Source organism: Neomegalonema sp. (assembly GCF_028688855.1).
Lineage (GTDB): Bacteria > Pseudomonadota > Alphaproteobacteria > Rhodobacterales > Rhodobacteraceae > Neomegalonema.
This window is the reverse complement of the sequence record NZ_JAQTXI010000003.1, coordinates 1-12,344: the sequence shown is the minus strand read 5'-3', so window position 1 is coordinate 12,344 and position 12,344 is coordinate 1. Positions and strand designations below refer to the sequence as shown.

Here is a 12,344-nt window from a genome sequence, read left to right as displayed (position 1 = left end):
AGCGAGAGCCATGCCCATCCGCAACACGCCCGAGCGCTGGGGCGCTCCGGCCAAGTTCCTCCACTGGACCCTCGCGATCCTGATCATCGGCCTGTTCTTCTTCGGGCTCTACATCGCGGACGTGCTGAAGGGCTTCGACAAGATCGAACCGACCAATCTGCACAAATCCCTCGGGCTGATCGTGCTGGGCCTCGCGCTGGCGCGGATCTTCTGGCGCTTCGCCGGAGGCGCGGCGCCCAGGCTGCCGCGCGGCATGCCGGTCTGGGAGAAGGGCGTGGCCCATCTCGGACATCTGGCGCTTTACACGCTGATGATCCTCATGCCGCTTTCGGGCTGGTGGTCGGTTTCGGCCTCGCCCCTGACCACGCCGGTCAAGATCTTCGACTGGCTGACCCTGCCCCACCTCACCACGCCGCAGGCGGCCGCCCAGCTCGCCCAGAGCCTCGGGCTGATCGGGGCCGAGCTGACCGGATCGCGGCTGATGAACGCCTCGTGGAATCTCTGGAAGGAGGTCCATAGCCTGATCGCCTGGGGCCTCGTGCTGGTGGTCGCCGGACACGCCCTCGCCGCGCTGAAGCATCAGTTCGTCAACCGCGACGGAGTCCTGCGCCGGATGCTGCCTTTCGGCGGCGCGGTTCCGCAGAAGGACTGACCTCCGCCTGCGGAAGGCCGTCTCTTCCCACCCCGCGCCCGGGCTTTCAGCCTTGGGCGCGGAGCCGTTTTCAGGCTAGACCCTTGCGCGAATCCACGAAGGGAGAAAACGTCATGACCCGGCTGCGCGTCGCCACCTGGAACGTCAATTCGGCGCGGCTCCGTCAGGACCAGATCCTCCGCTATCTTCGGGAGGCCGCTCCGGATGCGCTCTGCCTCCAGGAGATCAAGTGCAGGACCGAGCTTTTCCCCGGCGAGGCCTTCGCGGCGCTCGGCTACGCGCATCAGGCGGTGAGGGGGCAACCGGGCTACAACGGCGTGGCGATTCTCTCGAAACATCCGCTGCATGACGTCGAATCGCAGGATTTCGGCCGCGCCGGAGACGCCCGCCACATCGCCGCCACCATGGCCCAGGGCCTGAGGCTCCACAACTTCTACATCCCCGCCGGGGGCGATCTCGCCGACCCGCAGGCCAATCCGAAATTCGCGCACAAGCTCCGCTTTCTGGAGGACCTCGGCGAATGGTCCGCGAAGGGCGCGGCCTCCAGCATGGCCATGGGCGATTTCAACATCGCCCCTCAGGAGCATGACGTCTGGTCGCACAAGGCGCTCCTCGACGTGGTGAGCCATACGCCCCTCGAAACCTCCACCCTCGACGCGATTCAGGCGGCGGGCGGCTGGATCGATTCGGCGCGCCGGTTCACGCCCGCTCACGAGAAGCTCTATTCCTGGTGGTCCTATCGCGCGCCGGACTGGGCCGCCGCCGACAAGGGCCGCCGTCTCGACCACCTCTGGCTGACGCCGGATCTGGAGGGCGCGCTGAACTCCGTCGAGATCCATCGTCCCGCCCGCGGCTGGGAGCGTCCTTCGGATCATGTCCCGGTGCTGGTCGAGATCGAGATCTAGAACATCTTGCGGTTCGCCCGATTGCGCTCCAGGCTGGCCCGCGAAACCTCCGGGAGGACTCCATGCGCTTCGTCGCCTTCATCCGGGAATATTCCCTGCTGCTGCTGGGCGGCGCGCTCACCGGACTGATCTGGGCCAATCTCTCTCCTCTCAACTACCATCATTTCATCGAGAGCGTGCTGGCGGACGACTCCATCGTCGGCCAGCTCCATGACGGCCGGCGGACCCTGACGCTCCATTACCTGATCAACGACCTGCTGATGGCCCTGTTCTTCGCCATGGCGGGCAAGGAGGTCTGGGAGGCGGTGGCGCTCAAGGGCGGCGCCCTGCGCGGACGCAAGGCCCTCACGCCGCTCATCGCCACGGCGGGCGGCGTGATCGGCCCGATCTGCGTCTATCTGCTCGGCGCGATGCTGATCGGCCAGATGAGCGACCTCGGGCGCGGCTGGGCGATCCCCACGGCGACGGACATCGCCTTCTCCTATCTGGTGGGGCGGCTGGTCTTCGGCGCGCGACATCCGGCGGTGGCCTTCCTGCTGCTGCTCGCCATCGCCGACGACGCGGTCGGGCTGATCATCCTCGCGATCTTCTATCCCACGGGCGAGCTCCAGCCGCTCTGGCTGGTCTTCTCCTTCGCCATGGCGGGGGCGGCCTGGCTCCTGTTCAACAGGCTGCCGCGCCTTCTGGACGGAGCGGACCCGCTGAAGCCGCGCGCCACATGGATCCGCGACCGCCTGAGCTTCTGGCCCTACCTCGTCTTCGGGGCGCTCTGCTGGTGGGGATTCCAGCAGGCGGGGATTCATCCGGCGCTCGGACTTCTGCCGATGATTCCGGCCATTCCTCACGCCGATGCGCGGTTCGGGCGTCCCGAAGGCGGGCCGGACCTGCTCAACCGCATGGAGCATGCGCTCAAGCCCTTCGTGGACGTGATCCTCTTCTTCTTCGGGCTCGCCAACGCCGGAGTCCAGCTTTCGGCCATGGGCGCCGCGACCTGGCTTGTGCTGGCGGGTCTGCTGATCGGCAAGCCTCTGGGGATCGCGCTGATGGGCTGGATCGCGGCGCGGCCTCTGGGTCTGGGCCTGCCCGAGGGCATGCGCATGACGGATCTGGCGGTGCTGGGCTGCGTGGCGGCGGTCGGCTTCACGGTGGCGCTCTTCGTGGCCGGAGTCGCCTTCCCCTCCGGGCATGAGCATCAGGATTCCGCCAAGATGGGCGCCCTGCTCTCCTTCGCGGCGGCGATTCTCGCCCTTGCGGCGGGGCGGCTCTTCAGGGTCGAGAAGCGGGCCTGAACCGCGCCGGATCCTCCCGGCCGACCCACCCATTGCGACCCTCAGGACACATGGTCGGGCGGATTTCCGTGTTCCGGGAATTTTCCGGTTGCGGAGCGTCCTTTCCTGAACCAGATTCGAGGAATTACTTCGAATCCACCCTCGACTCGTCCATAGCGTCCACAATTCGCACAGGAGGCTCCCATGACTGCATCGCTTTCTGTCTGCGCGCCTCCGTACGGGATCCTGCTCCGACAGAATCCCTGGACCGGGGCTCTTCGCTCCTGATTTCAGGGCGAAGCCGGACGGAGCGCAATCTCCGCGCCGTTTCCCTGGCGATCCTCTGACCCCGCTCCCGCTCCGCAGGACGCTGCGCGTCCCGCCGCCCGGGCCCGCCAGACCCTCTCCCCTTCCGGGGCGAGCCCGCATCCGGGCGCGGTTCCGCCCGGACGCCCCACAGCCCGTTTCCGGATCCTTCGCGCCGCTCCGGCGCGATCCGCTCCCGGATTCCTTCGCCTCAGACCCGAGACCACACCTTGATCGAGGAGGATGACCCATGCGCGCCATCGTCCTGGCGTTCAGAACGGCGTTAGCCGTCTCCACCGCCTTCGCTCCGCAAGCCGCGAAAGCCGCCGTCTGCGTGCGCGTGACCCTGCCCGGCGGAAAGGAGCATCTGGAATGCTCGCCCCTGTGGGCGCTCCCCTACGCCGCGGCTCCGTCGACCGCCGCGCCTCACGCCTGAACTCAGGCGGGGGGCGTCCGCGCCCCCCGCCCCGATCCTGCCGATGCGGCCGCCTGATTCGACCGCCTGATTCGGGCGCCCGATTCGCGTGCGGAGCGAGCCCTCCGGACCATCCTCGCGCGGCGAGGCGCCTACACTTCGTGGATGCGGAAATCTTTCGGATATCACAGGGGACGCATTGACTTTCCGTCCCCGGACGACGATTTTTCCTTACATCGTAAGGATAGAAATTCCGACAAATAACGAGATAGACGAATGACGCATCCGCCTTTTCTCGCGCTCTGCCTTTGCGCGGCCCTGGTCCCCTTCTCCGCGCAGGCTCTCTGCCGCCCTCAGTTCCGTCCCGTCGAGGGCGACATGCGGATGCAATGCGCGCCGGATTTCTGGGAACGCGGCTTCGGTCACGGGAGCATGCTGCGCTCCGGCCTGCATTTTCACGCCCCGGCGAATCCGGACCGGCGGGAGCGGGCGCAGCTGACGCCCGCCCTGCCCGTCTGCCGTCAGACCGCCTTGCGGGCGTAGCTCTGGAGCGGCGCCACGTCGAGTCCGCCCTTGCGCAGGTTCTCGATGGCGAGGGCGGCCGATTTTCCGCCCTCTCCGGTGGTGAAATAGGGGATCTTCAGCGCAAGGGCCGTGGCGCGGATGTCGTAGGAATCCTTGATCGCCTGGGCGCCCTCGGTGGTGTTGATGACCAGCTGGACCTGCTTGTCCTTCATCCGGTCGACGATGTTGGGCCGCCCCTCGTAGACCTTGTTCACCCGCTCGACCTTCACGCCGCCCGCCTTGAGATGAACCGCCGTCCCCTCGGTGGCGAGGATCGAGAAGCCGAGATGGTCGAGGATGCGCGCCGCCGCGAGGGCGTCCTCGCGGTCGCCCTCCTTCACCGAGATGAAGGCGGCGCCCGTGCGCGGCAGATCCACCCCGGCGCCGATCTGGCTTTTCAGGAAGGCCCGCGCGAACTGCCGGTCGAGGCCCATGACCTCGCCGGTCGAGCGCATCTCCGGCCCGAGGATGGTGTCCACGCCCGCGAAGCGCGCGAAGGGAAAGACCGCCTCCTTCACCGCCACGTGGTTCAGCGGCTGGTCCTTCAGCTCGAAGACCGACAGCGGCTCGCCCGCCATGAGCCGCGCCGCGATCTTGGCGATGGGCGCGCCGATGGTCTTGGCCACGAAGGGCACCGTGCGCGAGGCCCGCGGATTGACTTCGAGGATGTAGATCTCGCCGTTCTTGACCGCGAACTGCACGTTCATCAGTCCGACCACATGCAGCGCCCTGGCGAGGGCCTCGGTCTGGCGCTTGATCTCGGCGATGGTCTCCGGCGAGAGGGAATAGGGCGGCAGGACGCAGGCGGAATCGCCCGAATGGACGCCCGCCTCCTCGATATGCTCCATGACGCCCGCCACGAAGACTTCATGCCCGTCGCAAAGGGCGTCCACGTCGACTTCGGTCGCCTGGGAAAGATAGGAATCGAGCAGCACCGGGCTGTCGCCCGAGACCACCACGGCCTCGGTGATGTAGCGCTCCAGCTGGGCCGGATCGCGCACGATCTCCATCGCCCGGCCGCCGAGCACGTAGGAGGGGCGCACCACCAGCGGATACCCCACCGTCGCGGCCACGTTCCGGGCCTCCTCGCGGGTGCGGGCCACGCCGTTCTTCGGCTGGAGCAGCCCCAGCCGCTCGATGAGCTTCTGGAAGCGCTCGCGGTCCTCGGCGAGGTCGATGGCGTCCGGCGAGGTGCCGAGGATCGGAATCCCGGCGCTCTCCAGAGCCTGGGCCAGCTTCAGCGGCGTCTGTCCGCCGAACTGCACGATCACGCCATGGAGCGTCCCGTTGGTCTGCTCGACGCGCAGCACCTCCAGCACGTCCTCGACGGTCAGGGGCTCGAAATAGAGGCGGTCCGAGGTGTCGTAATCGGTGGAGACGGTCTCCGGATTGCAGTTGATCATCACGGTTTCGTAGACGATCGGCTTGGACGGCAGCGGGAAGCTTTCGCGGTCCTTGTCCTTGGCCTTCTCCTCGCCGAGCGCATAGCAGGCGTGGCAGCAGCAATAGTCGAATTCGATGCCCTGGCCGATGCGGTTCGGGCCGCCGCCGAGAATCACCACCTTCTTGCGGTCGCTCGGACGGGCCTCGCATTCGGCCTCGCCCATGTGGTCGACCTCGTAGGTCGAATACATGTAGGGCGTCTGGGCCTCGAATTCGGCGGCGCAGGTGTCGATGCGCTTGAAGACCGGCGTCACGCCGAGCGAGCGCCTCAGGCTGCGGACCATGCTCTCCTTCGAGCCCGCCAGCTTCGCCAGGCGCGCGTCGGAGAAGCCCATGGCCTTGAGCCGCCGCAGCGCCGATTTCTCGCGGGGCACGCCATGGGCGGCCACCTCGCGCTCGGCCTCGACGATCTCGCGCATCCGGGCGAGGAACCAGGGATCGAACTTCGTGACGGCGTGGATCTCGGCGTCGCTCATGCCCTCGCGGATGGCCTGGGCCGCCATGCGCAGACGATCCGGCGTGGCGCGCGCGAGGGCGCCCCGAAGGACCGCCGCCCGGGCGTCGGGCGAATCCCCCGCCTCGGCGAGCCCGGGGACGAGGATCTCGTCAAGGCCGGAAAGCCCGGTCTCCAGCGAGCGCATGGCCTTCTGGAGGGCCTCGTTGAAGCTGCGGCCGATGGCCATGGCCTCGCCCACCGACTTCATGGCGGTGCTCAGCTCCGGCGAGGAGCCGGGGAACTTCTCGAAGGCGAAGCGCGGGATCTTGACCACCACGTAGTCGATGGCGGGCTCGAAGCTGGCGGGCGTCGCCATGGTGATGTCGTTGTCCAGCTCGTCCAGCGTGAAGCCCACGGCCAGCTTGGCCGCGATGCGCGCGATGGGGAAGCCCGTCGCCTTGCTCGCCAGAGCCGAAGAGCGCGAGACGCGCGGATTCATCTCGATGACGATCATGCGGCCGTCGGCGGGGTTCAGCGCGAACTGCACGTTCGAGCCGCCGGTCTCGACGCCGATCTCGCGCAGCACCGCGATGCTGGCGTCGCGCATGCGCTGATATTCCTTGTCGGTGAGCGTCAGCGCGGGGGCCACGGTGATGGAGTCGCCGGTGTGGACGCCCATCGGGTCGATGTTCTCGATGGAGCAGACGATGATGGCGTTGTCCATCTTGTCGCGGACCACCTCCATCTCGTACTCCTTCCAGCCGAGAAGGGATTCGTCGACGAGGATCTGGCCCACCGGAGAGGCCTCCAGCCCGGTGCGGCAGATGCGCTCGTAGTCCTGGCGATTGTAGGCCACGCCGCCGCCCGTGCCGCCCAGCGTGTAGGCGGGGCGGATGATCGCGGGCAGACCCACCTTGTCGAGCGCCCGCAGGGCCTCGGCCATGCCCTCGGCGTAGTCGAAGCCGAGGGTGCGTCCGGCGGAATCCCGGATGCGCGGCGCCGCGACGATCTCGGCCCTGGGGTTCTCGAGACCGATGCGGTCCATGGCCTCGCGGAAGAGCTTGCGGTCTTCGGCCATCTCGATGGCGCGGGCGTTGGCGCCGATCAGCTTGACGCCGTATTTCTCCAGCACGCCGTTCTCGACGAGGGCCATGGCCGTGTTGAGGCCCGTCTGTCCGCCCATGGTGGGCAGGATGGCGTCGGGACGCTCCTTCGCGATGATCTTTTCAAGGATCTCGGGCGTGATGGGCTCGATGTAGGTGGCGTCGGCCAGCTCGGGATCGGTCATGATCGTGGCCGGATTCGAATTCACCAGCACCACCCGGTAGCCCTCCTCCATGAGGGCCTTGACCGCCTGGGCGCCGGAATAGTCGAATTCGCAGGCCTGTCCGATGACGATCGGGCCCGCGCCGATGATGAGGATGGTGTGGAGATCGGCGCGTCTGGGCATGTGCGGGGTTTCCGTCAGGGCGCGCCCGGCGCCAGGGCGACGGGGCGTCGATTCGCGGGAAGGGGCGGTTTGCGCGCGGTTATAATCTCTTTGCGCCTCATGGCAAGGCGGAGGGGGCGGACGCCGGGCCGCAGGAGACCCCCGCGCAGGCCCGATCTTCTCCGGATACGGATCTCCTGCGCCCCCCCGTCTTGCGCGCGGGACCCGAAGCGCCTATAAGCCCGCCTTTGAGGATAACGCCGCGCCTGACCTGGGCGACGGCTGGTTCACGCCCGCTCCGGAGCGACGTCATGAAGAAGAACATCCACCCCGCCTACAACGTCATCGACGTGAAGATGACCAACGGCGAGACCATCCAGATCCGTTCGACCCTGAACCGCCCCGAGGGCATGCAGCTCGACATCGATCCGCTGACCCATCCGGCCTGGACCGGCGGCAACCAGCGCCTGCTCGACACCGGCGGCCGCGTCTCGCGCTTCAAGGAAAAGTTCAAGGGCTTCGGCTTCTGATCCCTGCGCCGGCCAAGGCCTTCCCGCCGGTCGGCGGCGGAGCGACTCAAACGCAAGGGGCCGCGCTATGCGTCAACGCGCGCATGTCATCGTCTTCGGCAATGAAAAGGGCGGATCGGGCAAATCCACCACCGCGATGCATGTGTTCGTGGCGCTGGCCCGCAAGGGAAGGCGCGTCGGGGCCATAGACCTCGACGTGCGTCAGCGCAGCCTCTACCGCTATCTCGAGAACCGGCGGAACTGGTCCTCGCGCAAGGGCGTCAACCTGCTCACGCCGCTGCTGGCCGAGATCCGCCCGAGCCTCGATCCCGACCGCGCCAAGGCCTGGCGCGAGGAAGCCGCCATCTTCGACGAGGCGCTGGAGCGTCTCGCCGAGCAATGCGACGTCATCATCATCGATTGTCCCGGCGCGCATTCGAATCTCTCGCGGCTCGGCCATAGCGCCGCGGACACGCTCATCACCCCGATGAACGACAGCTTCGTCGACTTCGACCTGCTCGCCCGCATCGACCCCTACAGCTACCAGATCTCCGGCCCCTCGGTTTACGCCGAGATGGTCTGGGAGAGCCGCAAGCTGAGGGCTCAGGCGGGGCTCGGGCCCATCGACTGGGTGGTGGTGCGCAACCGCATGCCGCTCGACGACGCCAACAACAAGCGCCGCGTCGGGGCCATGCTGGAGCAGCTCTCCAGCCGCATCGGCTTCCGCATCGCGCCGGGGCTCTCGGAGCGGACGATCTTCCGCGAGCTCTTCCTCTCGGGGCTGACGCTGCTCGATCTGCGCGAGCCCAACGCCGGACCCGCCGCCGACATGTCGCATGTGGCGGCCCGTCAGGAGGTGCGCGAGCTGCTGGCCCATCTGAACATCCCCGGCTCGGGCTACGGCCGCGCCGGCCTGGAGCCGCCGCGCCCCATCGGACCGCCCGCCCGGATCCAGGGCGCCGGATCCTACCGGCCGCCCATGCCCGCCGCGCCGCTGCTCTCGCCGACGCCCCAGCCCAGGCCCCCCGCCGAGGCCGCCCCCGCGAGCGCCGCCCCCGCTCCGGAGCCCGTCGGCCCGACCCCCGCCCTCCCGGAGGCCGCCGCCTCCGGATCGAAGGCCGCGCCCCTTCCGGAGTGAGCCCGCCGCCTTCGGGGCGGCGTTTTCTTTCGTCGCGCGCGTCTTTCCGGGAATCATGAGCCGCGTTCGTCTTGTAAAGGCGCCCTTGGGGATGCTAGGGCTTCGCGAAGTCCCTTTCCTTCAGGATCGCGCATGACCGCCCGCCCTTCGAGCCTCTCTTACGACGATCTTCTCGCCTGCGCGCGGGGAGAGATGTTCGGCCCCGGCAATCCGCAGTTGCCCGCTCCGCCGATGCTCATGTTCGACCGCATCGTCGAGATCTCCGAAAGCGGGGGCGCGCATGGCAAGGGCAAGGTCGTCGCCGAACTCGACGTGAAGCCGGAGCTCTGGTTCTTCCAATGCCATTTCATCGGGGATCCGGTGATGCCCGGATGCCTCGGGCTGGACGCGCTCTGGCAGCTGACCGGCTTCCACCTCGGCTGGCTGGGGCTCAAGGGCCGCGGCCGGGCGCTCGGCGCGGGCGAGGTGAAGTTCACCGGCATGGTGACTCCCGCCACGAAGCTCGTGCGCTATGAAGTGGACGTGAAGCGCGTGATCAACCGCAAGCTCGTGCTCGGCGTGGCCGACGGAACCATGTTCGCCGACGGCGAACCCGTCTATGCGGTCGGCGACATGCGCGTGGGGCTCTTCGGCGCGCCCGAGGGCTGATCCTCCGCCATCTTCCTCACTTGACGGCCTCTCCGGCGCATCCGGCCTTCCAGATCCGGGCCCCGGGGGGGTATCATGCCGTCCCATCGGCCTCAGGGCGCGATCCGCAGATCGGGAGCCGGTTTCCGGAGCCATCGCGCGACCCAACAAGGAATGAGAGCGTCCGGAAGATCCAGCCGGATCGGAGGACGCTCCGGAACATCAGGAGTATGCGCCATGCGCCGCGTCGTCGTCACGGGCCTCGGAATCGTCTCCTCCATCGGCGCGGACGCCGGAGAAGTGACGCAATCCCTTCGCGAGGGGCGTTCGGGGATCGTCGCCGCGCCGGATTACGCGCGGCTCGGCTTCCGCTCCCAGGTGCATGGCGCGCCCGGCGTCGACATCGAGGCTCTGGTGGACAAGCGCATGCGCCGCTTCATGGGCGACGGAGCCGCCTGGAACGCCATCGCCATGCAGCAGGCCATCGCGGACGCCGGACTCGCCCCCGACGAGGTCAGCCATGAACGCACCGGCCTGATCATGGGATCGGGCGGCCCCTCGACGAAGAACCTCTTCGAGGCGGGCAGGATCACCCTGGAGAAGGGCCCCAAGCGCATCGGCCCCTTCATGGTGCCGCGCTGCATGTCCTCGACCAATTCGGCCACTCTGGCGACGCCCTTCAGGATCAAGGGCCTGAACTATTCGATCAGCTCCGCCTGCTCGACCTCGGCCCATTGCATCGGCGCGGGCGCCGAACAGATCCAGTGGGGCAAGCAGGACATCGTCTTCGCCGGCGGCGGCGAGGAGCTGGACTGGACCCTCTCCTGCCTCTTCGACGCCATGGGCGCCATGTCCTCGAACTTCAACGAGACGCCCGCCCTCGCCTCGCGCGCCTATGACGCCGATCGCGACGGCTTCGTCATCGCGGGCGGCGCGGGCGTGGTCGTGCTGGAGGAATACGAGCGGGCCAGAGCCCGCGGCGCGAAGATCTACGGCGAGCTCATCGGCTATGGCGCCAATTCCGACGGACATGACATGGTCCAGCCCTCGGGCGAAGGCGCCGTGCGCTGCATGCGTCAGGCTCTGGCGACGGTGGGCGGACGCAAGGTCGGCTATCTGAATGCGCATGGCACCTCGACGCCCATCGGCGACGTCCGGGAGATGGAGGCCGTCCGCGAGGTCTTCGGCAAGGAGGCGCCGCCCGTCTCCTCGACCAAGTCGTTGACCGGCCATTCGCTCGGCGCGACGGGCGTTCAGGAAGCGATCTACTGCCTGCTCATGATGCAGGAGAACTTCCTCGCCGCTTCGGCGAACATCCGCAATCTGGATCCGGTCTTCGCCAACGACTCCATTCTCCTCGCCCGCGAGGACAACGCCAACATCGACGCCGCCATGTCCAACAGCTTCGGCTTCGGCGGCACCAACGCCACCCTGATCTTCGGGCGCGCGGACTGACTTTCGGCGGCCCGGAGGGCGGTTCGTCGCCCTCCCCCGCCGGAAGAACCTGCGGATCGCGCGCCATGGACGGCGCTCGCATTCGGACGGGTGGATTGATCCCCGGAAGATCGGCTATAGGCTCTCCCGATGGACGGCGTATGTTTCAAGGAGAGAGCCATGGCGCTCATGCAGGGCAAGCGGGGATTGATCATGGGCGTGGCCAATGATCATTCGATCGCCTGGGGGATCTCGCGGCGTCTGGCGGCGGAGGGCGCGGAGCTGGCCTTCACCTACCAGGGCGAAGCCTTCGGCAAGCGGGTGAAGCCTCTGGCGGAGAGCGTGGGCTCGAAGCTGGTCCTGCCCGCCGACGTCTCGGACCCCGCCTCCCTCGACGCCCTGTTCGCAGAGCTTCAGGCGCGCTGGGGCAAGCTCGACTTCCTGCTGCACGCCATCGCGCATTCCGACAAGAACGAGCTCAAGGGACGCTACGTCGAGACCAGCAGGACGAACTTCCTGCATTCGCTGGACGTCTCCTGCTTCTCCTTCGTGGATCTGGCGCGGCGGGCTCTGCCGCTGATGACCGGGGGCGGCGCGCTGCTCACGCTGAGCTATCTGGGCTCCGAGCGGGTGCTCCCCAATTACAACGTGATGGGCGTGGCCAAGGCCGCGCTGGAAGCCAGCGTGCGCTATCTGGCGGCGGACCTCGGGCCTCAGGGGGTGCGGGTGAACGCGCTCTCGCCGGGCCCCATGCGGACTCTGGCGGGCTCGGCGGTGGGATCGGCGCGCAAGGTGTTCAGGTTCAACGCCGAGAACGCTCCCCTGCGCCGCAACGCCTCGCTGGACGAAGTGGCCGGAGCGGCTCTCTTCGCCCTCTCGGACCTCGGCGGCGGCGTGACGGGCGAAATCGTCCATGTGGACAGCGGCTATCACGCCATGGGCATGCCCATCGAGGAGAGCCTCCCGGAGTGACGCCTTGCGCCGCCTCTACCCTGCGCAGGGGCGGCGACAGGGTCCGGCCCGCGGCCGAGGCGCTCCTCCGCCCCCGCTCAGGGCTCGCGGCGGAGCCTCAGGATGACGTCCACCCTTGCGAGCCGCGCGCCTTTGGGCGGATCCGGCAGTCGGGCGATGGTCACGGATTCGGGCGGTGCGTCCTCGATTTCACCGGTTTCCTCCCAGAAGAAATGGGGATGGTCGTTGAGTCGGGTGTCGTAATAG

General features: G+C 67.9%; 10 protein-coding genes and 1 pseudogene. 10 read left to right on the top strand and 1 reads right to left on the bottom strand.

Annotation, left to right across the window (positions count from 1 at the left end):
• Window positions 1-10: 10 nt before the first annotated feature.
• The 5 genes from PHN62_RS02785 (at window position 11) to PHN62_RS02765 (ending at window position 4,089) form a co-directional block, all read left to right on the top strand.
• A complete protein-coding gene (locus PHN62_RS02785; protein WP_300145988.1) occupies window positions 11-652 on the top strand; it encodes a cytochrome b in 642 nt (213 codons plus the stop codon).
• Window positions 653-765: 113 nt separating this feature from the next.
• Window positions 766-1,557 (top strand): exodeoxyribonuclease III, encoded by a 792-nt coding sequence (locus PHN62_RS02780; protein ID WP_300145985.1) that lies wholly within the window; start codon window positions 766-768, stop codon window positions 1,555-1,557.
• 62 nt (window positions 1,558-1,619) lie between these two features.
• Window positions 1,620-2,846, top strand: a complete 1,227-nt coding sequence (locus PHN62_RS02775) for a Na+/H+ antiporter NhaA (RefSeq protein ID WP_300145983.1) — start codon at window positions 1,620-1,622, stop codon at window positions 2,844-2,846.
• A 535-nt stretch (window positions 2,847-3,381) separates the two neighbouring features.
• Window positions 3,382-3,567, top strand: a complete 186-nt coding sequence (locus PHN62_RS02770) for a hypothetical protein (RefSeq protein ID WP_300145980.1) — start codon at window positions 3,382-3,384, stop codon at window positions 3,565-3,567.
• 255 nt (window positions 3,568-3,822) lie between these two features.
• Entirely contained in the window at window positions 3,823-4,089 is a 267-nt protein-coding gene (locus tag PHN62_RS02765; RefSeq protein ID WP_300145978.1) for a hypothetical protein, read from the top strand.
• On the opposite strand, the gene carB is transcribed toward PHN62_RS02765, so the two are convergent.
• Window positions 4,068-7,439, bottom strand: coding sequence for a carbamoyl-phosphate synthase large subunit (gene carB, locus PHN62_RS02760; protein ID WP_300145976.1), 3,372 nt, complete (start codon window positions 7,437-7,439; stop codon window positions 4,068-4,070). The genes PHN62_RS02765 and carB overlap by 22 nt on opposite strands.
• Before the next feature lie 290 nt (window positions 7,440-7,729).
• On the opposite strand from carB, the gene rpmE reads away from it, so the two are divergent.
• The 5 genes and pseudogenes from rpmE to PHN62_RS02735 all read left to right on the top strand — a co-directional run bounded on the left by rpmE (window position 7,730) and on the right by PHN62_RS02735 (window position 12,098).
• Window positions 7,730-7,948, top strand: coding sequence for a 50S ribosomal protein L31 (rpmE, locus tag PHN62_RS02755; RefSeq protein ID WP_300145974.1), 219 nt, complete (start codon window positions 7,730-7,732; stop codon window positions 7,946-7,948).
• 67 nt (window positions 7,949-8,015) lie between these two features.
• A pseudogene (locus tag PHN62_RS02750) lies at window positions 8,016-8,819 on the top strand (division plane positioning ATPase MipZ); the annotation flags it as partial.
• 378 nt (window positions 8,820-9,197) lie between these two features.
• Window positions 9,198-9,713: a 3-hydroxyacyl-[acyl-carrier-protein] dehydratase FabA gene (gene fabA / locus PHN62_RS02745; protein ID WP_300145971.1), complete on the top strand. Its 516-nt coding sequence runs from the start codon at window positions 9,198-9,200 to the stop codon at window positions 9,711-9,713.
• A 216-nt stretch (window positions 9,714-9,929) separates the two neighbouring features.
• Window positions 9,930-11,147: a beta-ketoacyl-ACP synthase I gene (fabB, locus tag PHN62_RS02740; RefSeq protein ID WP_300145968.1), complete on the top strand. Its 1,218-nt coding sequence runs from the start codon at window positions 9,930-9,932 to the stop codon at window positions 11,145-11,147.
• 159 nt (window positions 11,148-11,306) lie between these two features.
• The gene (locus tag PHN62_RS02735) at window positions 11,307-12,098 is read left to right on the top strand and encodes an SDR family oxidoreductase (protein WP_300145965.1); all 792 of its coding nucleotides are present in this window, start codon (window positions 11,307-11,309) and stop codon (window positions 12,096-12,098) included.
• The last annotated feature ends 246 nt before the right edge of the window (window positions 12,099-12,344 follow it).